20 protein-coding genes are annotated in these 19875 nt (G+C 46.1%); 1 reads left to right on the plus strand and 19 read right to left on the minus strand.

Annotation, left to right across the window (positions count from 1 at the left end):
* Positions 1–17: 17 nt before the first annotated feature.
* The 9 genes from DWW70_RS03600 to mtaB all read right to left on the minus strand — a co-directional run bounded on the left by DWW70_RS03600 (position 18) and on the right by mtaB (position 6935).
* Positions 18–1247, minus strand: a complete 1230-nt coding sequence (locus DWW70_RS03600; protein WP_118649338.1) for a peptidase U32 family protein — start codon at positions 1245–1247, stop codon at positions 18–20.
* Positions 1248–1272: 25 nt separating this feature from the next.
* Positions 1273–1914, minus strand: a complete 642-nt coding sequence (locus DWW70_RS03605) for an O-methyltransferase (RefSeq protein WP_117874710.1) — start codon at positions 1912–1914, stop codon at positions 1273–1275.
* A 15-nt stretch (positions 1915–1929) separates the two neighbouring features.
* Positions 1930–2370, minus strand: a complete 441-nt coding sequence (locus DWW70_RS03610) for an endolytic transglycosylase MltG (RefSeq protein WP_118649242.1) — start codon at positions 2368–2370, stop codon at positions 1930–1932.
* A 45-nt stretch (positions 2371–2415) separates the two neighbouring features.
* Positions 2416–2763, minus strand: coding sequence for a YlbF family regulator (locus DWW70_RS03615; protein WP_015533125.1), 348 nt, complete (start codon positions 2761–2763; stop codon positions 2416–2418).
* A 12-nt stretch (positions 2764–2775) separates the two neighbouring features.
* Positions 2776–4440 (minus strand): ribonuclease J, encoded by a 1665-nt coding sequence (locus tag DWW70_RS03620; RefSeq protein ID WP_022217240.1) that lies wholly within the window; start codon positions 4438–4440, stop codon positions 2776–2778.
* A gap of 5 nt (positions 4441–4445) precedes the next feature.
* Entirely contained in the window at positions 4446–4724 is a 279-nt protein-coding gene (locus tag DWW70_RS03625) for a DUF1292 domain-containing protein (protein WP_015533126.1), read from the minus strand.
* A 64-nt stretch (positions 4725–4788) separates the two neighbouring features.
* The gene (gene ruvX, locus DWW70_RS03630) at positions 4789–5238 is read right to left on the minus strand and encodes a Holliday junction resolvase RuvX (RefSeq protein WP_015533127.1); all 450 of its coding nucleotides are present in this window, start codon (positions 5236–5238) and stop codon (positions 4789–4791) included.
* Positions 5239–5252: 14 nt separating this feature from the next.
* Entirely contained in the window at positions 5253–5510 is a 258-nt protein-coding gene (locus DWW70_RS03635) for an IreB family regulatory phosphoprotein (RefSeq protein WP_022217238.1), read from the minus strand.
* A gap of 66 nt (positions 5511–5576) precedes the next feature.
* Positions 5577–6935 (minus strand): tRNA (N(6)-L-threonylcarbamoyladenosine(37)-C(2))-methylthiotransferase MtaB, encoded by a 1359-nt coding sequence (gene mtaB, locus DWW70_RS03640; protein WP_118649243.1) that lies wholly within the window; start codon positions 6933–6935, stop codon positions 5577–5579.
* Between the two features lie 92 nt (positions 6936–7027).
* Between mtaB and DWW70_RS03645 the strand changes: the two genes are divergently transcribed.
* Positions 7028–7261, plus strand: a complete 234-nt coding sequence (locus tag DWW70_RS03645) for an HPr family phosphocarrier protein (protein ID WP_015533130.1) — start codon at positions 7028–7030, stop codon at positions 7259–7261.
* 101 nt (positions 7262–7362) lie between these two features.
* Here DWW70_RS03645 and thiI read toward each other — a convergent pair whose 3' ends face one another.
* The 10 genes from thiI to lepA form a co-directional block, all read right to left on the minus strand.
* The gene (thiI, locus tag DWW70_RS03650; RefSeq protein ID WP_022217236.1) at positions 7363–8550 is read right to left on the minus strand and encodes a tRNA uracil 4-sulfurtransferase ThiI; all 1188 of its coding nucleotides are present in this window, start codon (positions 8548–8550) and stop codon (positions 7363–7365) included.
* Between the two features lie 8 nt (positions 8551–8558).
* Positions 8559–9704, minus strand: a complete 1146-nt coding sequence (locus DWW70_RS03655; RefSeq protein WP_118649244.1) for a cysteine desulfurase family protein — start codon at positions 9702–9704, stop codon at positions 8559–8561.
* Between the two features lie 77 nt (positions 9705–9781).
* Positions 9782–10540 (minus strand): 16S rRNA (uracil(1498)-N(3))-methyltransferase, encoded by a 759-nt coding sequence (locus DWW70_RS03660; RefSeq protein WP_118649245.1) that lies wholly within the window; start codon positions 10538–10540, stop codon positions 9782–9784.
* A 28-nt stretch (positions 10541–10568) separates the two neighbouring features.
* Entirely contained in the window at positions 10569–11531 is a 963-nt protein-coding gene (gene prmA / locus DWW70_RS03665; RefSeq protein ID WP_022217233.1) for a 50S ribosomal protein L11 methyltransferase, read from the minus strand.
* 11 nt (positions 11532–11542) lie between these two features.
* A complete protein-coding gene (gene dnaJ, locus DWW70_RS03670) occupies positions 11543–12700 on the minus strand; it encodes a molecular chaperone DnaJ (protein WP_022217232.1) in 1158 nt (385 codons plus the stop codon).
* Between the two features lie 26 nt (positions 12701–12726).
* On the minus strand, positions 12727–14574 hold the full coding sequence (gene dnaK / locus DWW70_RS03675) for a molecular chaperone DnaK (protein WP_015533135.1): 1848 nt from the start codon (positions 14572–14574) through the stop codon (positions 12727–12729).
* 72 nt (positions 14575–14646) lie between these two features.
* Positions 14647–15312, minus strand: coding sequence for a nucleotide exchange factor GrpE (grpE, locus tag DWW70_RS03680; protein ID WP_015533136.1), 666 nt, complete (start codon positions 15310–15312; stop codon positions 14647–14649).
* 37 nt (positions 15313–15349) lie between these two features.
* Positions 15350–16390 carry a heat-inducible transcriptional repressor HrcA gene (gene hrcA, locus DWW70_RS03685; RefSeq protein ID WP_015533137.1) on the minus strand — a complete coding sequence of 347 codons (1041 nt, stop codon included), beginning with the start codon at positions 16388–16390 and terminating at the stop codon, positions 15350–15352.
* Positions 16391–16543: 153 nt separating this feature from the next.
* On the minus strand, positions 16544–17842 hold the full coding sequence (hemW, locus tag DWW70_RS03690) for a radical SAM family heme chaperone HemW (protein WP_118649246.1): 1299 nt from the start codon (positions 17840–17842) through the stop codon (positions 16544–16546).
* Positions 17843–17993: 151 nt separating this feature from the next.
* Positions 17994–19808 (minus strand): translation elongation factor 4, encoded by a 1815-nt coding sequence (gene lepA / locus DWW70_RS03695; protein WP_022217229.1) that lies wholly within the window; start codon positions 19806–19808, stop codon positions 17994–17996.
* Positions 19809–19875 lie beyond the last annotated feature (67 nt).

The following is a 19875-nucleotide window of genomic DNA, read 5'->3' on the forward strand; positions in this document are numbered from 1 at the left end:
TCCAGACATCCTTATGATCACTCTTTTCTTCTCAGTATAATACCGGTCTCAAGCTCCTTATCAAGCTTCACCCTCAATTTCTGCTTTGGATGTGGCGCAGAGTCCATACTGTTTCCTTCCTCGTCGTATATCGCCTGAACCTCGCACTCTATATTTGTTCCATCAAAGCCCATGGCTTCAAGCTTCTCTCCCACCAGAAACTTATTCTTCTGCTCAAAGCATACACAGCCATCCGGGGTAACCTCTCTCACAGTTCCAATATACGTATAGTTTTTTACATATGTGTTGCTATCATATATCTGTGATTCTGAGTCTGTCTTCCCGAAATAAAATCCCGTTGTGAACTGCCTGTATGTGCATTTGGCTATCTCTCTCTTGTAGTATTCCATGTTTGCTCTGTACTTCTCTTCTGACTCCATATAATCATCTATGGCTTTTCTGTAGGTTCTGGCAACGGTAGCCACATACAGAGCCGTCTTCATACGTCCCTCTATCTTGAAGCTGTCTATTCCGGCTTTCATCATCTCCGGGATGTACTCTATCATGCACAGATCTTTGGAGTTAAATATATATGTTCCCCTGTCGTCCTCGTTGATGGTCATATACTCTCCCGGCCTGGTCTCCTCGACGATGGAATACTTCCATCTGCATGGATGTGTGCACGCACCATGATTCGCATCCCTGCCTGTGAAGTAGTTGCTGAGAAGGCATCTTCCTGAATATGATATACACATAGCGCCATGGATAAATGACTCTATCTCCATATCGTCCGGTATGTTTGCTCTTATCTGTGATATCTCCGCAAGGGACAGTTCTCTGGCAGACACAACCCGCTTTATGCCGTGGTCATACCAGAACTTGTATGTCATGTAGTTCGTGTTGTTGGCCTGTGTGCTTATGTGTAATTCCATATCCGGCATAGTCTCACGAGCTATGGTAAACACGCCCGGATCGGATACAAGAACAGCGTCCACACCTGTATCTTTCAGCTCGCCAAAATAAGCTCTTATTCCATCCAGATCATAGTTGTGTGCAAATATATTGGCTGTCACATACACCTTGGCATTATGTGCATGGGCATATTCCACGCCCTGTTTCATCTCTTCTATGGAAAAGTTGTCTGCTTTCGCTCTGAGGCCAAATGCCTGTCCGCCTATATACACTGCGTCAGCTCCATAGTCCACGGCCACCTTGAGCGTGTCCAGTCCGCCCGCCGGGACAAGAAGCTCTGGTTTCTTATCTCTCATATCGTTTCCTCCAACCATTTTTCGTTTATTTCCTGATACTGAGGCTCATTCCATCCCCTATATTGAGTATGGCCGTCTCCAAATGTTCATTGTGGGTGAGCTCGTACAGGTATTCTCTCATCCTTGAATGTATCGTTCTGTTTCTTCTGGTAACTGCAAATCTGCTCTCAAGGACATCTCCGTCCTGAAGCACGTTGTCGCAGAGCAATACCCCCTTTGGAGCAAGCAGCCGTATAGCCTCCGTGAAAAAATTGCCATACTGACCCTTAGCTGCATCCATGAACACCATGTCATAGCTTTCTGTCATCTCTGGTAATATCTCCAGTGCATCGCCCTCAAGCAGAGTAATCTTGTCTGAAGCCCCGGCTCTGACTATATTCTTCTTCGCCTCTTCTATTCTCGGCTGATAATTCTCTATAGTTGTTATATGTGCGTCATCATCCAGAAATCTACTCATAAAAATGGCAGAAAAGCCAACGGCTGAACCTATCTCAAGAATCTTCTTCGGCCTGTTCATAAGAATCAACATCTTGATGAACTCTCCGGCCTCTCGTCTTATGATAGGTACCCTGTTCTCTTCTGCCTCTCTTCTGATCGAGGTCACAACCTCATCGTAGTCTGTATTGAAGGAATTGATAAATGACGCAAGTCTTTCATCACATACCATAATTATCCTCTCTGTCTATTCCTCGGCACTGTCCTCGCTGGAGGAGTCATCACCGCTGTCTCCGCTGCTATCCCCCGAGGAACTCTTGCCATTTCCCGTTATGATCTCTATTATCTCCTGATTTGTATCGCTCGGTGCTATCTGATATGTACCAGGCTGGATATCATCTGCATATCCGCCTATTCTGACCTTCAGTATAAAAGCGTATTTGTCCTTGATGACCTCCGCCGTCTTAAGGGAATCCGCCACATCCAGAAGCGGCTCGTCCTGAGTTATCTGTATAGTTGCCTTCCGGTTGCTGCCCGGATCCGCAGCCCTTGTGGCAAACACCTGATACGCAAAATCATACGAGTATGAGAAAGCCTTTACCAATATAAATAAAATACATACATTGATGAATAGTCCAAAAAGGAACCTCAGAATCTTCTTCATACTTCTAGCACTATCTAAAGCCATAATCGTTATTCTCCTTGTTCACAAATACATCCCAGCCAGCGCGAATCACCGGGCGTCCTCATCTATGATATCGAAATCAAGATCGTCCGCTATCTGTTCATATACAAGCTTCATCATTCTCACCAGCTTCTGCTCCGCCCTGATAAAGTCATTGACTATAGTATCATGGACTATGGAGTCATATTCCATGAATAGATTATTAACTTCATCATATGGATTGTCAAGCATTTCGTTATTCTGTATTTCATAATTTTTCTTACGAAATTCCATGAGCTGCTGAAGTTTTTCTGGTTTCTGTCTAAGCTTATCCTTGCAATACTGATAATTCTTGTAGACATCAGAATCCTTGATGCACGCATTCAATTGTCTGCTAAGTTCCAATGTATCTGTCATTTTCTCACCCTTCTACACCTCTGTGATTATAGGAAGGATCATAGGGCTTCTCTTTGTCCTCTTCCAGAGGAACTCTCCCATGTCATCCTTTATCACGGATTTGATCTTACCCCAGTCTGTCACGCCGCGGCTCAGGCATCTGTCGAGAGCCTCCTGACATGTGATCCTGCAGTCTTCCATAAGTGTCTCAGACTCCCTGACGTACACGAAGCCTCTTGACACTATATCCGGCCCTGCAACAAGCTGGTTGCTGTATCTGTCCAGGGTCACAACTATGATTATGAGGCCATTCTGTGACAGAAGCTGTCTGTCTCTGAGGACGATATTTCCAACATCTCCAACTCCAAGTCCATCCACAAATACTCCCTGTGCAGGAACCTTGCCGACAACGTCGAACTTCTCCTCACCGATCTCAAGAACATCGCCTGTGGTCATGATCTTGACATTCTCCTTAGGGATTCCCATCTCAACTGCAAGCTCTGCATGTCTCTTGAGGTGTCTATACTCACCGTGGACAGGTATTGCATATTTCGGTCTTGTGAGCGCATATATAAGCTTGAGCTCCTCACGGCAGGCATGCCCGGATACGTGTGTATCCTCAAATATAACGTGTGCACCCTTCGCCTCGAGCTCATTTATAACCTTGAATACCGCCTTTTCATTTCCCGGTATAGGATGTGAGCTGAAAATGACCACATCACCAGGCTTTATGGCTACTTTATTGTGTATGGATGCAGCTATACGTGACAGCGCAGCCATGTTCTCTCCCTGACTTCCCGTGGTGATGAGAACAACCTTCTCATCCGGGTAGTTCTTCATCTCGCTTATATCTATGAGTGTGTTATCCGGTATGTTGATATATCCAAGCTCGGACGCCGTGGTGATGATGTTCACCATGCTTCGTCCCTCTATGACAGCCTTTCTGCCATACTTGTAAGCTGAATTGATGATCTGCTGTACTCTGTCAACGTTGGATGCAAATGTCGCTATGATGATCCTGTGATCCTTGTTGTCGTTGAACAAGTTGTCAAATGTTCTTCCCACTGTCTTCTCTGACTGTGTGAAGCCCTCCTTCTCAGCATTTGTCGAGTCAGCCATGAGTGCAAGTACACCCTTCTTGCCGAGCTCAGCAAATCTCTGAAGATCTATGGTTCCGCCAAATACCGGTGTGTAGTCTATCTTGAAATCTCCGGTGTGGACAATAAGTCCGGCCGGTGTGTATATAGCAAGGGCCGCCGAATCTGCTATGGAGTGGTTTGTTCTGATGAATTCCACTCTGAATGCCCCAAGATTTATATTCTGACCATACTTTACAACCTTTCTTCTGGTGTTGTTCATAAGGTTGTGTTCCTTCAGTTTGTTCTCTATAAGACCCATGGTCAGCTTGGTCGCATAGATCGGCATGTTTAATTCTTTCTCAATGTACGGTATGGCTCCTATGTGATCCTCATGTCCATGGGTAACCACGAGTCCCCTGACCTTGTCCGCGTTTTCCTTGAGATAGGTGACATCAGGAATTACCAGATCGATTCCTAACATGTCGTCCTCAGGGAATGCCAGTCCGCAGTCAATGACTATGATAGAGTCCTCATACTCTATCGCAGTGATATTCATTCCAATCTGTTCCAGACCGCCCAAAGGAATGATCTTCACTGTCTCTTTATTATTCTTATTCAATTTTCTTATACCTCCAAATTTACGTCCTCAAGCAGCTCGTCAAATATCTTGATGACCGCCTCTAATTCATTTTCATCTTCCACAATATCGTATGCTGCCATCTCTTCCGTATCAGCTCCGTTGTTCTCGCGAAGGATAAGGAATGATTCATCATCCGCCTTGTCTATAACGAACAGATAATTCACGCCGCCAAGTGTGGTCTGCTCCACAACCGAGAATTCCACTTCTGTTCCATCTTCTGCTTCAAATATGATACTGTTGTCCGTCTTCCTGTTCTCTGCCATATAAACCTCTTAATACTTCTTCACTTCAGGCGTACACAAAACAAAGGCAGAAGGTCTGTGTCTATCACAGACTGCTGCACTTCGCATCAAGATAGTTCTGCAGTATGACCGCAGCCGCCATCTTGTCTATGTACGTCTTCCTGTTCTCTCTTCTCACTCCGCTGTCCATAAGGATCCGCTCTGCCTCCACAGTGGTAAGGCGCTCATCCCACAGAACAACCTCAAGTCCTGTTCTGCGCTCAAGATCCTCCTTGAATGCCTGTGTGGCCTCACATCTGTCTCCCTCTGAATTGTTCATGTTCTTCGGGTAGCCAAGCACTATCAGCTCTATGCGGTCGCGCTCTCCTGCCGCTCCATACTCTTCAAGTATGGCCTCTATGCGGGCAAGTGTCTGTCTCAGCTTGTTCGCCGACTTTCTCTCTATCGTCTCCAGCGGCTGGGCAGTCATCTTGAGCGGATCGCTCACGGCAACTCCCACCGTCTTGGTTCCATAGTCAAGTCCCAATATTCTCATACTATTCTTTTCCTTTACACGAGGTTATTCTTGATGTAGTCCTCAAGTAAAACCTCAATGATCTCGTCTCTCTCCACCTTCATGATCAGGCTTCGCGCATTCTTGTAGCTTGTGATATATGTCGGGTCACCGCTCATTATGTACCCAACAACCTGGCTTACCGGATTATATCCTTTCTCGGTAAGTGCATCGTATACTTCTCCAATTATCTCGCGTACGTCCACTGTCGCGTCCTTGATTGGAACAATATTCTGTGTACTTTCGTTATTCATCAAATCACGTCCTCATCTTGTTATTATCTCATGAGCCAATTAACATTCCTATTCTAATATAAAAAACTACAAAAGTAAAGGAAGGTTTCCCCCATTTTGGGTATATGTCACATACACAAAGCTGTTCACAAAACTCTCCGGCATGGATATGTCGCCCACATCTATGAGTATATCCATGTATCTCTCCGTATGTCCCCTGAGATATGTCTTATTGTTCTTTTTTACAACCTCTTCCACCAGGACTTCAAGCTCACAGCCCTCAAACTGGGCTTCATATGCGGTCTTGTTGTCATGGGCAAGCTTAAGCAGCACATCGCTTCGCTCATTCTTTATCTCAGGGGCAACCTGCTCTTTCATGGCGGCAGCGACTGTTCCCTTTCTCGGAGAATACTTGAATATATGCATCTCATACAGATTGAGCTCCGTCAGATATCTGACAGTCTCTGCAAATTCTTCCTCAGTCTCTCCCGGGAAGCCCACTATCACATCCGTGGTGAGCGCAGGGGACTTATACGCCTTTCTCAGCATGTCACATTTTTCAAAGTATTGCTTGCAAGTGTACTTTCTGTTCATTCTCTTTAGCACTGAATCACAGCCGCTCTGCAGGCTCAGATGGAAGTGTGGACATACTTTCGAATTGGATGAAATTCTCTCCACAAACTCCTCTGTTATTATCCCCGGCTCAAGTGAACCAAGCCTTATTCTCTTGATTCCTTTGATTTTTGAGATAGCCTCTATAAGCTCTATAAGTGCTCCCTCATTATTCTTATCTTTGCCATATGACGATATGTGTATACCGGTAAGCACAACTTCTTTTATTCCTGCCTCCGCAAGCTCTGATACTTCTGCAAGGATCGCCTCCTGGCTTCTGCTTCTTATCCTTCCTCTTACATACGGGATTATGCAGTATGAGCAGAACTGATTGCAGCCGTCCTGGATCTTGACATATGCCCTTGTGTGTCCCACAGGGACATGGCCGCCCATCTCCTCGTACTCAGTCTCTCTGGATATATCCACGAAGTATTCCATGGCTTCATGATCTTTACCTGGGGCATTTTTTCCATTGTTTCTCACATTAATATAATCATTAACTATTTCTGTGATACTTTTCTTCTTATTGTTGCTTATTACTATATCTATAGCTTCATCCTGCTCGAGAATCTCTCTGGCTGACTGCACATAGCATCCTGCGGCTATCACTATTCCATCAGGATTCATCTTTCTGGCTCTGTGAAGCATCTGCCTTGATTTTTTGTCCGCAATATTGGTCACAGAACAGGTATTTACTATATATATATCTGCTTTTTCGTCAAATTCCACTATATTTGCACCGGCAGCCTTCAGCATGTCGAGCATGCTGTCAGTCTCCGCCTGATTGACTTTGCAGCCAAGTGTTGTGGCAGCCACAGACATTCCTTTTAGCATGTATTTTACACTCCTTATATTGACTTTTGTATTCTATAAAAATATAATAATGACAGTACATAAAAAACTTACAAGGGTTAGGAGGACTATTTATGACAGCAGTTAAGATTTCTTTAAACTCAATCGATAAGGTCAAGAGCTTTTGCAATGACATTGCGAAATTTGACGCAGAATTCGACCTCGTATCAGGACGTTACGTAATTGATGCAAAGTCAATCATGGGTATTTTCAGTCTTGATATCTCAAAGCCTATCGAACTTAACATTCATGCAGAGAGCGGTATCGATGAGATTATGGCTACTCTGAAGCCATACCTTGCAGAATAATCATTATTCTGCCCCGTATGTTATATGGATCTGATAATCAAAGAGATGCTTATTATGAAGCATCTCTTTTTTGTTGTCTTTTATCACTGTTTTATATTGTTTTACTGCTTTGCGCGACACATAACGACCTCTGCCGTATCTACAGCCTTGCGGTACAATGGCTCGATGATTCCTGTGAGCTTTGCCTCCGACTTCTCTATCGCAGAGAGAACCGGATGTGTAACCGGATGCTTTGCAACAAATGTCGTACAGCAATCCTCGTATGGCAGTATAGATGTCTCGTATGTTCCGATCTTCTCTGATATGTCTACTATCTCCTGCTTATCCATACCTATACATGGTCTGAACACCGGCATGGTGCTGACCTGGTTGATAACGTTCAAGCTGAACACAGTCTGGCTTGAAACCTGGCCTATGCTCTCTCCTGTTATCGTACACTGACAGTCATTCTTCTCAGCCAGCTCCTCCGCTATCTTGATCATGTATCTCTTCATGATGATCGTGAGCTCCTCATGAGGACAGTTGTCGTATATTGCCATCTGTACATCGGCAAAGTTGACAACATGGAGTCTGATGGCTCCTGAGTAGTCGGCCACAAGACATGCCAGATCTATAACCTTCTGCTTTGCTCTCTCGCTTGTGAACGGAGGTGCATGGAAGTATACCGCCTCCACAACAACTCCTCTCTTGGCTATCATATATGCCGCAACAGGGCTGTCTATACCGCCTGACAGAAGTGCCATTCCTCTGCCGTTCGTTCCAACCGGCAGTCCTCCCGGGCCAGGTATGGTGATCGAATAGATATATGCTACCTTTCTGATCTCCACATTGATTATCTCCTGAGGTGAGTGCACATCCACTGCAAGATCAGGGAACGCCTCAAGGAGGAAATGTCCAAGCTCGGCGCTTACCTCCATGGAAGTCATAGGATATGTCTTGTCATTTCTTCTGGTGAACACCTTGAATGTGAAGTTCTTTCTGTCGTATGCCTTTTCAACATAATCTATTACCTTCTGCTTGAGGTTTTCAAACTCTGTGTTCTCCTCAACCACAACAGGGCATATTCCAACGATACCAAATACCTTTCCAAGGGCATTTACCACATCCTCATAGTCGTAATCCGACTTGCACTCAACGAATATTCTTCCCTGCTCCTTGCGGATATAGAAATCTCCGTAAGGCTTCAGCTTTCTGTTGATGTTCTTGCAGAGTATGTCTTCAAATATATACCTGTTCTTTCCCTTTGTGCCTATCTCGGCATACTTTATCATAAATGCCTTGTACTGCATATTTCCTCCTATTTCTTCCTCACATATCTTCTGAGTATCGGTAAAAGTTCCTTGCAGCACTCGACTGCATAATCTATCTGTTCCATTGTATTCTCCGGTGAAAAACTGAATCTCAGTGTGGACTCAAGCTTCTCAGGTGGCAGACCTATGGCCTTCAGCGTGCTGCTTGTGGAATGTTTATTCGACGAACATGCTGAACCGGATGAGACATATATGCCCTTCTCTTCCAGAGCATGAAGCATGACCTCACTTCGCACTCCCTTGAAGGTTATGCTGGCTATATGGGGTGCATCCCCGGAATTACTGTACACATCGTCTATCTGTGTGAGTTCATCTATAAGATGTTCCTTGAGTTCTCTCATGTGCGCTACATTTGCATCGAGATCTCTGTAGGTCATCTCGGCAGCCAGTGCCATTCCGGCTATTCCCGGTACATTCTCTGTTCCTGACCGCATTCCGCCCTGCTGGCCTCCACCGTATATCACAGGCTTGACCTTGACTCTGTCCTTTATGAACAGTGCTCCAACGCCCTTTGGTCCGTGGAATTTATGGCTGCTTATGGACATCATGTCTATTCCCATACGCTTCGGGTATATCACATATTTGCCAAATGCCTGTATGGCATCCACATGGAAGAGTACACTCGGATTCTTCTCCTTTATACGTCTGGCAATGTCTTCCACCGGCATGACAGCTCCTATCTCATTGTTGACGTACATGACTGACACTATGATCGTGTCGTCGTCGACCTCATCTACCAACCGGTCAACATCTACCACGCCATCACTTCCGGTCGGGATCCTGACAACATCAAATCCCATATCCTCAAGGAATGTCAGCGGACTGCCGACTGACGCATGCTCGACTACAGTTGTGATGATCTTGTTGCCCGCTCTCCTGTTGGCAAGTGCGCCTCCTATCAGAGCCATGTTGTTGGATTCTGTTCCTCCCGATGTGAACACGATCTCCTTCGCCTGAACCTTGAGCAGCCTGGCTATCTTATCCCTGGCATCGCTCACGTATCTGGCCGCATCCACACCCTTCTGGTGCAGTGATGACGGATTGCCATAGTCCTGTTCCATTAACTTTACCACAAGATCTCTCACCTCTGGATAAACCGGGGTGGTCGCTGAATTGTCAAAATATGCTTCCATGTTGTCTTCCACCATTCCGAAACCGATATACGTCCGGCTTCAAGCTTCTTTCTTTCACTAATCTCTACAATATTGTTCTAATTGTCCCTGTCGGCACTGAACATGATGATCGACATAACCGCCAGTCCGGCCGTCTCAGTGCGCAGTATCCTGTGTCCAAGAGTTATACATTCCGCCCCGGCCGCCATTGCCTGTTCCACTTCTTCCCTGGCAAAGCCACCCTCCGGGCCTATGAATACCCCCAGACTTCTGCGGGCAGAGGACGGTGCTGTCACATCAGCGATGATCTGTCTGGACTTTGCAAGTCCCTCCGCCTCCTCATATGGAATTATATTCATATCAAGAGTCTTCGCCATCTCTATCGCCTGTGCAAATGTTACCGGCTCCGTGATCTCAGGGACGATTCCCCTTCCGGACTGTTTTGCAGCAGCTTCCGCTATGATCCGGCATCTCTCGGTCTTCTTTGCAGCCTTCTTCGCATCAAGCTTCACTATGGTGCGCGCAGTGAATACCGGAACTATCCGGCAGACACCGAGCTCCACCATCTTCTGTACTATAAGATCCATCTTATCCGACTTTGGATATCCCTGAAACAGGGTAACCTCCACCGGAAGCTCTGCAAAGTTATCATTCACATCCTCGACGCGGCACAGAACCTCGTCTCTGCCAAGCTCCGATATACTGCACGTATAATCTCTTCCTCTGCCGTTACTTACAGTTATCTCCTGACCCACTTTAAGGCGGAGAACGTTCTTTATATGGTTAACGTCTCCGCCTGTTATGCTTATATCTGTTCCTATATCTCTGCCATCTACGTCTACAAAGAATCTGTTCATATTTGATTATTTCCTCTCACACGCTGGTTCATACATGCTTTTTTGCGACAAAGCTTACCCAGTCATTCATGTAGACAGTATCTACGATATCGAAGTTATTGTCAAGAAGAGCCTGTCTGACCTCATCCTCTTTTATGTTTATAATACCCGATGATATAAAAATACCATCATCCTTCATAAACTTCTGAACTACAGCCGACATTGGAATTATAACGTCTGCAAGGATATTTGCAACTACTATATCATAATTTGCGCCTATTGACTCTACCAGTTTCTGGTCCTCAAGGACATTTCCGCACTTGAATTCCACAGCCTCGGCAGGAATATGGTTCACATCTCTGTTCTCTCCCGCCACATCAACAGCGATCGGATCTATGTCTATACCGAGAACATGCTTTGCACCCAGCTTATTGCAAACAAATGACAGGATACCGCTTCCGCTTCCGGCATCGAGTATCTCATCTCCATCCTTCATGTACTTCTTGAGCTGGCCTATGCACAGTCTCGTCGTCTCATGGGAACCTGTTCCAAATGCTGTTCCGGGATCTATCTCAATAACTATATCCTCGTCCGTTGCATCCTCCGGCACTTCCTCCCAGGTTGGCTTGATGATGATATTGTCATACAGTCTGAATGGCTTGAAGTAGGCCTTCCAGTTGTCTCTCCAGTCCTCTTCCTTCGTCTCACTCTCGGTTATCTTGCCTGTTCCGACAGGAAGAAACTCTGACAGTCTCCTGATCTCTGCAGCCACCTTATCCTTTATCTCCTGCACGTCAAATGTATCGTCAAGGAAACAGGACACCTTTGCAGTTCCATCATTTTCCGGCATATCATCCGGCAGGAGATCGACAAACATCGTCTCCATCTCCTCCTCAGTGAGGGGAATATTATCTTCTATCTGAACACCCAAAACGCCTTCCTCTTCGAGGAAGGCGCTTATGAGGTCTTCAGCTTCACATGTTGTATCTATTGTGAGCTTCGTCCATTTCATATATTTTATACCTACTTTTTCTTTCTTCTCTTGTGATCGCCAAATGTAAATGGTCCTGCTGAATCTGTTGCAGGTCTTGTCTCTACAAGTGTTGCCTGCTCATACTGGTTTAGGATCTTCTTCTGCTCCTCTGTGAGCTTCTCCGGCACCTGTACAACAAGTGTTACATAGTGATCGCCTCGCTGAGTTGGGTTCTTGAGGTTAGGTACTCCTTTGCCCTTCAGCTTTATGCGTGTATCTGTCTGTGTTCCTGGTGGTATGGTGTAATCAACCTCTCCTTCGATGGTGTTGATCTTGATAACTCCACCAAGTGCTGCCTGTGTAAATGTGATAGGCTCTGATGAATACAGATTGTACTCCTGTCTCTGGAAGTTTGGATGACGATCAACAAGTATGGTAACTGTAAGATCTCCTCTCTCACCACCGTTGATACCAGGCTCACCCTTTCCTTTGATTCGGATGTTAGTACCATTGTCTACTCCTGGTGGAATAGCTATCTGTATCTTCTTTCTGCTCTTTACATATCCTGTTCCTGCACAGTTGCTACACTTGTATCTGATGATCTTACCAGATCCACTACAATCAGGACATGTCTGAACATTACGTACAACTCCAAAAAGTGACTGCTGTGTTGTCACTATCTGGCCCTTGCCGCCGCACTTGCCGCAGACCTCCGGCTGGTGTCCCGGCTGTGAACCGGTTCCCTTACATACATCACACTCATCCTTCAGTGGGAGCTCAAGCTCCTTCTGGGTTCCGAATATAGCCTCCTCAAAGGCTACTCTGATGGTGGTCTTGATGTTTGCGCCCTTCATAGGGCCATTTGTATTTCTCTGACGGCTTGCGCCACCGAACATATCTCCGAATATATCTCCAAAGATATCTCCCATGTCTGCGAAGTCAAATCCACCAAATCCGTCGGCACCGCCGCCGTTCTGGTCGAATGCTGCATGGCCAAACTGATCATACTTTGCACGTTTCTCAGGGTCACTGAGGACTGAATAAGCTTCAGCTGCTTCTTTGAATTTCTCTGCAGCCTCTTCATCACCAGGGTTCATATCCGGGTGGTATTTTTTTGCTACCACTCGGTATGCCCTTTTGATCTCGGCTTCAGAGGCTCCCTTGGTTACACCAAGGACTTCATAATAATCGGTCTTTGTCTCTGCCATAGCCTTTACCTTTCATCCTCTATATATTAAACCTCTGTGAAATCTCCATCTACAACATCGCCATCTGAGTAATCAGGTGTGCCTGCACCTGTTCCTGCGTTTGCTCCAGGACCGTTCTGCTCATAGAGCTTTGAGAACAGGTTCTGTGCGCTCTCCATCAGCTTATCCTTTGCAGCCTTGATCTTATCTACATCTGCATCGCTCATATTCTCTGCATCTGTGCTGTCTATTGCTGCTCTTAAGGAGTCAAGATCTGCCTTTACGCCAGCCTTGTCAGAATCTGAAAGCTTATCTCCTACCTCGCCGAGTGCCTTCTCTGTCTGGAATGCAAGTGCATCTGCCTCATTTCTTGCCTCGATGCCTTCCTTACGCTTCTTATCCTGAGCCTCGTACTCTGCTGCTTCCTTAACTGCTCTATCGATATCATCATCTGAAAGTGATGTTCCTGATGTGATAGTAATGTGCTGCTCTCTTCCTGTTCCGAGATCCTTTGCTGATACATTTACGATACCATTTGCATCGATATCGAATGTAACCTCGATCTGTGGAACTCCACGTCTTGCTGGAGCGATACCATCAAGTCTGAATCTGCCAAGACTCTTGTTGTCCTTTGCGAACTGTCTCTCACCCTGTACTACGTTGATATCAACGGCATCCTGATTATCCTGTGCTGTTGAGAAGATCTGGCTCTTCTTTGTAGGGATTGTTGTATTTCTCTCGATAAGGTGAGTAGCTATACCACCCATTGTCTCGATTGAAAGTGTAAGTGGTGTAACATCCAGAAGAAGGATCTCGCCTGCACCGGCATCTCCGGCAAGCTTACCACCCTGGATACAAGCACCGATAGCAACACACTCATCAGGGTTGATTCCCTTGAATGGCTCCTTACCTGTAAGTCTCTTAACCTCTTCCTGTACTGCTATGATACGGGTTGAACCACCGACAAGAAGTACCTTGTCAAGGTCTGCTGCTGTAAGTCCTGCATCAGCAAGTGCTGTGTTAACAGGGCCCTTTGTTCTGTCTACAAGATCTGCTGTAAGCTCATCGAACTTAGCTCTTGTAAGGTTCATATCGAAATGCTTTGGTCCATCCTGGTTTGCTGTGATGAAAGGAAGGTTGATGTTGGTTGTTGTAGCTGATGACAGCTCCTTCTTTGCCTTCTCTGCTGCTTCCTTTAATCTCTGCATAGCCATCTTATCGCCTGAAAGGTCGATGCCCTCTGCCTTCTTGAATTCATCAAGCATATACTGTGTAATTGCGTTATCGAAGTCATCACCACCGAGCTTGTTATCGCCGGCTGTTGCAAGAACCTCGATGACACCCTCACCGATCTCAATGATAGATACATCGAATGTACCACCACCTAAATCGTAAACCATGATTCTCTGCTCCTGCTCGTTGTCAAGACCATATGAAAGAGCTGCTGCTGTAGGCTCGTTGATGATACGCTTTACATCAAGACCTGCGATCTTACCGGCATCCTTTGTTGCCTGTCTCTGTCCATCTGAGAAGTAAGCAGGAACTGTGATAACTGCCTCTGTAACCTTCTCTCCTAAGTATCCCTCTGCATCTGACTTCAGCTTCTGAAGGATCATTGCTGAAATCTCCTGTGGTGAATACTTCTTGCCATCTATCTCTACTCTGTAATCTGATCCCATGTGACGCTTGATAGATGAAATTGTCTTATCTGCGTTTGTAACTGCCTGACGCTTTGCAGGCTCACCTACTACTCTCTCTCCTGTCTTCAGGAAACCTACTACTGAAGGTGTTGTTCTCATACCCTCTGAGTTAGCTATAACTACAGGCTTACCACCTTCCATAACTGCTACACATGAATTTGTTGTACCTAAGTCAATACCTATAATCTTACCCATTGTCTTTTCCTCCTAGAAAAAAAATTTACAATATTAAGAAATCTCCCACTCCGTGGGTCCTTCTTATGAAGTTTAATTTGCTACCTTTACCATGCTAAATCTGAGCACCTGATCCTTGTACATGTAACCCTTCTGCATCTCTTCAACGATTACATTCTCTTCGTAGTTGTCATCCTCTACATGCATCACTGCATTGTGGAATGTAGGATCAAACTGTTCCCCGGCGCAATCCATAGGCTTTACACCTATGCTTTCCAATGACGTCATAAGCTGCTTATATATATTTGCAACTCCCGACTCGAATGGTCTGTCCTTATCCTCATCAGGAATGGCTGCCATTGCTCTCTCAAAATTGTCTACCACAGGAAGGAGCTTCTCAAGAACTCCCTTTGCACCTATGTCGTACAATTTGCCTGACTCTTTTTCATTTCTCTGGCGGATGTTCTCACACTCCGCAAGAAGTCTTGTGTACTTTGTCTCTGCATCCTTGCAGCGTTCCTTGAGCTTCTCGTTCTCCTCACGGAGAGCCTTGCCTCCACGTCTGTTCTCCTTTGCAACATGCTGTGGCTTTGCAGCCTCTGCCTGCTCCTCCGGAACGTCAACGGTCTCATCGACCTTGACTTCTGACTCAACGCCATCCTTTATCTCTGCTGAAGCATCTCCAACTATGGTCTCGGCTGCTGTCTGCTCTGTCTTAACCTTCTTGTCGGATGCAGTACTGTTATTGCTATCAGCCATTACATATCCTCCTATTCATCGTTATAATCTTATCTGTCTATCCATTGTTGTTAAATATGTCATCAAGCTCTCCGGTGAGTTCCTTGAGCATGCTCACAACTTTCTTGTAATCCATCCTCTTCGGTCCGATTATTCCTATCGTTCCTTTTGCGCCCTCCGGCATCTTGTATGTTGCTGTTACAAGGGAGCAGTCCTTCAGGTTTTCATCGCTGTTCTCCTGTCCTATCAGGATCTGTATGTCGCTGTCCTGCTGGATCACATCCTCCACATGTTTTGCAAATTCTTCTTTGTCCTCTATGTCTTCCAGTGTTCCGAGCAGCTTCTCTGCGGATGACGTGTTCGCCAACTCAGGGTACTTGAGTACATTCGTTGCTCCACTGGTATAAACCTTGAGATCATCGGCCTCATGGATCGCCTCCATGATTCCCTGGAATATCGTCTCAAGGATCTCTGCATATTCACCTGCCTGAACCTTCATGGTCTGTATAAGTTCAAGATTGATATCCTGAAGTGCCGCGCCCTGAAGGAAGGTATTTAGCAGAATATTAAATTTTAAAATATCTTCATTCTTCAGGCTGTACGTCGTCTTGATCAGCTTATTCTTGACTATATTGCCATCAACCATGATGACCGCCAGCAATGTGGTCTCATCAACCTGTGACAACTGGATGAACTTTACTGTGTTGTTGTACTGTGGCATCGTAACCAGTGTTGCGTACTGAGTGTTAGTCGCAAGCACCTTTGCCACCTGCTTGAGAAGCTTCTCAAGCTTATCAACTCTCTGCAGCAGATTCTCTCTCTCTGTCTGATTCTCTGCTTTCTCTTCATTCCTGTCTGCCATGATGCTGTCAACATAAAACCTGTAACCTGCATCCGTCGGAACTCTTCCTGCCGATGCATGTGGCTGGCATATAAAACCCATGTCCTCAAGATCTGACATCTCATTTCTTATGGTAGCCGGGCTGACATTCATGTCGGCCAGCTTGGAAATGGTTCTCGATCCAACGGGCTCTCCAGTCTCCAGGTAATTCGAAACGATCGCTTTTAGAATTCTGACTTTTCTCTCGTCAAGTTCCATACTCTCATTCCTTTTTGCTTTTAGTCTTATTAGCACTCAACATATCCGAGTGCTAACCACTAAACATAATCTAACACTGCCGCCCCCTTTTGTCAACAAAATAACGAATGTTTTTGTGTTTTTTTTATGTTTTGAAGGACGGTCGTGCCAGTATTATTCTATTAAGAAGTCCGCCAGGATCGTGTTGCTTACGTCGATGCCTTTTTTTGTGAGGCGGATCAGGCCGTGGTCATCTTCGAGGTGGCCGGTGGACTTGTATTTATCTATGACGGGGCCGTATATGTCGTAGATGGAGTGTCCAAAGTAGTCGTTGAATTTTTCTGCACTCACACCGGATATCATACGCAGGCCGAGGAACATATATTCCTCCATCAGCCTGTCTGCGTCAAGTTCTTCTTCCACATTGCGCATGTGTTCTATTATATCTCTTGCCTTACCCGAATTTGCGACGGGATCTCCGAATGTCATGAGCTCCCTGTGTCTTGCCATGCCGTCTATGTAGTCTTCCAGACTGGATGTGTTGGTGTAGCGTCTGCCGTACAGGAAGGACGCTGCTCCGATTCCGATTCCTATGTATTCCCCGAGTGTCCAGTAGACTATGTTGTGTCTGCACTCGCAGCCAGCTTTGGCGTAGTTGGATATCTCGTATCTGTGGTAGCCGCCGGTGCCTAAGAGCTTATTTGTTATGTCGTACATCTGCCTGTCCACGTCCTCATCCGGGATCTGTGACAGCAGGTTCTCATCTGCTGCCAGAGGAGTTTCGTCCTCCACTATGAGGCTGTAGGACGATATGTGCTCCGGCTTACACCTTAATACCTTGTCAAGGGTGTCCAGATATGACCTCATGGTCTGTCCCGGTATGTCTGACATCAGGTCTATATTTATATTGCGAAATCCGGCCTCCCTAGCCATGTCAAATGCGGCGAGGAACTGGTCATAATTGTGTATCCTGCCCAGAGCTTCCAGCTCATTTTTCTGTGCGGACTGAAGGCCTATGCTCATCCTGTTTATGCCATTTGCTATATATTCTGCTGCCTTACGGCTGGTCAGGGTGCCCGGATTTACCTCTATGCTTATCTCCGCATCCTCTGCGACATCGAACAGCTTCCTCACCGTCGTCATTACAAGTGTGATCTCGTCCGGCTCCAGTATGGATGGGGTTCCGCCTCCTATGTATATTGTCCTGACCTTGTGGGTCTCCGCCAGATACGAGTAGCTTTTCAGCTCCTCGCACAGGGCTTCGATGTATTTCTCACGGTACACTCCATATCCCGACATGCAGGCTGCCCCCACCGGAAATGACAGGAAGTCGCAGTATGCACATTTCTTCACACAGAATGGGATATGTATGTATATGCTGAGTGGCTTCTTCTCATATGACTCTAAAACTTCGTCATTATTTGCATCGCCGAAATCCCGATCTGAATTTTCGGTATTTATTATATCTATCATTAGTATCCTTCCTTTTTATTTCAAATATCGTCACCGCATGAAAAAAGCCGCTACTAAGAATGCTCCTGTCAGAATGCTCTCATTAACGGCTTTTCTACGATTCTATTATTTCTTATTTGATATAACCGTGTCACTGTGTTCCCGGTCTTTTCTATTCCTCATCAAGCTTCAGGACAGACATAAATGCCTTCTGTGGTATCTCCACATTGCCCACCTGTCTCATTCGCTTCTTTCCTTCCTTCTGCTTTTCAAGGAGCTTTCTCTTTCTGGATATATCTCCGCCGTAGCACTTGGCAAGGACATCCTTTCTCATGGCCTTGACTGTCTCGCGGGCTATTACCTTGCCGCCTATGGCCGCCTGGATCGGGATCTCGAACAGATGTCTCGGGATCTCGTCCTTGAGCTTCTCGCACATCTTTCTGCCCCTTTCATACGCTGTATCCTTGTGTATGATAAATGAGAGTGCATCGACCTCTTCCTTATTGATAAGGATGTCCAGCTTCACAAGCTCTGAGCGGACATAGCCCTTCATCTCATAGTCAAATGAGGCATAGCCCCTTGAACGCGACTTAAGTGCATCAAAGAAATCGTATATGATCTCGTTCAGTGGGAGGTCGTACTTGAGAAGCGCTCTTGTCTCCTCCATGTACTCCATGCTCTTGTACACGCCTCGTCTCTCCTGGCAGAGCTGCATGATGGCACCCACATACTCTGTTGTGACCATGATCTCCGCATCGACAAATGGCTCCTCCATGTACTCTATGGTGGATGGATCCGGCAGATTCGACGGATTGGTGAGCTCTATCACATTTCCATCTGTGGTATGTACCTTATATACAACGCCTGGCGCTGTGGTTACCAGATCAAGATTGAACTCCCTCTCCAGTCGCTCCTGAACTATCTCAAGGTGAAGCAGTCCAAGGAAACCACATCGGAAACCAAAGCCCAGTGCTATGGATGTCTCCGGCTCAAAGCTGAGCGCCGCATCATTTAACTGAAGTTTCTCAAGGGCATCCCTGAGATCCGGATACTTTGCTCCATCCGCAGGATAGAGTCCGCAGTATACCATAGGCTGTGCCTTCTTGTATCCAGGAAGTGCCTCGTCACATGGCCTGTCCGCCTGTGTGACTGTATCTCCAACTGTGGTATCCTGTACATTCTTAAGGCTGGCTGTTATGTAACCAACCATACCGGCTGACAGCTCATCACATGGTACAAATCTTCCCGCTCCGAATATTCCGACCTCAACCACCTCAGCCTCAGCTCCGGTGGCCATCATCCTTATGGTGGTTCCCTTCTTCACGCAGCCGTCAAATAATCGGCAGAATATGATAACTCCCTTGTAGGAGTCATACAGACTGTCGAATATAAGTGCCTTGAGTGGAGCCTCAGGGTCACCGTGCGGTGCCGGCACCTTCTTCACGATCTGTTCAAGCACTTCTTCTATATTAATTCCATTCTTTGCCGATATCCTTGGGGCATCCTGTGCCTCTATTCCAATGACATCCTCGATCTCGTTCACGACCCTCTCCGGATCTGCTGACGGAAGGTCTATCTTGTTGATGACCGGCATGACATCAAGGTCATGATCCAGCGCCAAGTATACATTCGCCAGGGTCTGCGCCTCTATGCCCTGTGCGGCATCAACCACAAGTATGGCTCCCTCACAGGCTGCCAGACTTCGAGATACCTCATAATTGAAATCCACATGTCCCGGAGTGTCTATGAGATTGAATATGTACTCCTGTCCATCATTGGCATTGTACACGATCCTGACACACTGTGCCTTGATGGTGATTCCACGCTCCCTCTCAAGATCCATATTGTCAAGAACCTGATTCTGCATCTCCCTGCTGGTCAGAGTTCCGGTCTTCTCTATGATCCTGTCGGCAAGTGTTGATTTACCGTGATCTATATGCGCTATTATACAGAAATTTCTTATCTTTGACTGGTCTAAATGCTCCATGTTTTCACATCCTTATCTATGTCCCGCGCCTTGTATGTGCAGGCTCTTTTATTCTTATACTTGTCTT

Origin of the sequence: Coprococcus sp. AF16-5 (assembly GCF_003479365.1) — a bacterium.
Classification (GTDB): domain Bacteria; phylum Bacillota; class Clostridia; order Lachnospirales; family Lachnospiraceae; genus Coprococcus; species Coprococcus aceti.

What these genes read in the sequence shown, in the direction of transcription:
- DWW70_RS03600 (WP_118649338.1), bottom strand. Translation starts at nt 1,247, where the DNA reads ATGAGAGATAAGAAACCAGAGCTTCTTGTCCCGGCGGGCGGACTGGAC.
- DWW70_RS03605 (WP_117874710.1), bottom strand. Translation starts at nt 1,914, where the DNA reads ATGGTATGTGATGAAAGACTTGCGTCATTTATCAATTCCTTCAATACA.
- DWW70_RS03610 (WP_118649242.1), bottom strand. Translation starts at nt 2,370, where the DNA reads ATGGCTTTAGATAGTGCTAGAAGTATGAAGAAGATTCTGAGGTTCCTT.
- DWW70_RS03615 (WP_015533125.1), bottom strand. Translation starts at nt 2,763, where the DNA reads ATGACAGATACATTGGAACTTAGCAGACAATTGAATGCGTGCATCAAG.
- DWW70_RS03625 (WP_015533126.1), bottom strand. Translation starts at nt 4,724, where the DNA reads ATGGCAGAGAACAGGAAGACGGACAACAGTATCATATTTGAAGCAGAA.
- ruvX (WP_015533127.1), bottom strand. Translation starts at nt 5,238, where the DNA reads ATGAGAATATTGGGACTTGACTATGGAACCAAGACGGTGGGAGTTGCC.
- DWW70_RS03635 (WP_022217238.1), bottom strand. Translation starts at nt 5,510, where the DNA reads ATGAATAACGAAAGTACACAGAATATTGTTCCAATCAAGGACGCGACA.
- mtaB (WP_118649243.1), bottom strand. Translation starts at nt 6,935, where the DNA reads ATGCTAAAAGGAATGTCTGTGGCTGCCACAACACTTGGCTGCAAAGTC.
- DWW70_RS03645 (WP_015533130.1), top strand. Translation starts at nt 7,028, where the DNA reads ATGACAGCAGTTAAGATTTCTTTAAACTCAATCGATAAGGTCAAGAGC.
- thiI (WP_022217236.1), bottom strand. Translation starts at nt 8,550, where the DNA reads ATGCAGTACAAGGCATTTATGATAAAGTATGCCGAGATAGGCACAAAG.
- DWW70_RS03655 (WP_118649244.1), bottom strand. Translation starts at nt 9,704, where the DNA reads ATGGAAGCATATTTTGACAATTCAGCGACCACCCCGGTTTATCCAGAG.
- DWW70_RS03660 (WP_118649245.1), bottom strand. Translation starts at nt 10,540, where the DNA reads ATGAACAGATTCTTTGTAGACGTAGATGGCAGAGATATAGGAACAGAT.
- prmA (WP_022217233.1), bottom strand. Translation starts at nt 11,531, where the DNA reads ATGAAATGGACGAAGCTCACAATAGATACAACATGTGAAGCTGAAGAC.
- dnaJ (WP_022217232.1), bottom strand. Translation starts at nt 12,700, where the DNA reads ATGGCAGAGACAAAGACCGATTATTATGAAGTCCTTGGTGTAACCAAG.
- dnaK (WP_015533135.1), bottom strand. Translation starts at nt 14,574, where the DNA reads ATGGGTAAGATTATAGGTATTGACTTAGGTACAACAAATTCATGTGTA.
- grpE (WP_015533136.1), bottom strand. Translation starts at nt 15,312, where the DNA reads ATGGCTGATAGCAATAACAGTACTGCATCCGACAAGAAGGTTAAGACA.
- hrcA (WP_015533137.1), bottom strand. Translation starts at nt 16,390, where the DNA reads ATGGAACTTGACGAGAGAAAAGTCAGAATTCTAAAAGCGATCGTTTCG.
- hemW (WP_118649246.1), bottom strand. Translation starts at nt 17,842, where the DNA reads ATGATAGATATAATAAATACCGAAAATTCAGATCGGGATTTCGGCGAT.
- lepA (WP_022217229.1), bottom strand. Translation starts at nt 19,808, where the DNA reads ATGGAGCATTTAGACCAGTCAAAGATAAGAAATTTCTGTATAATAGCG.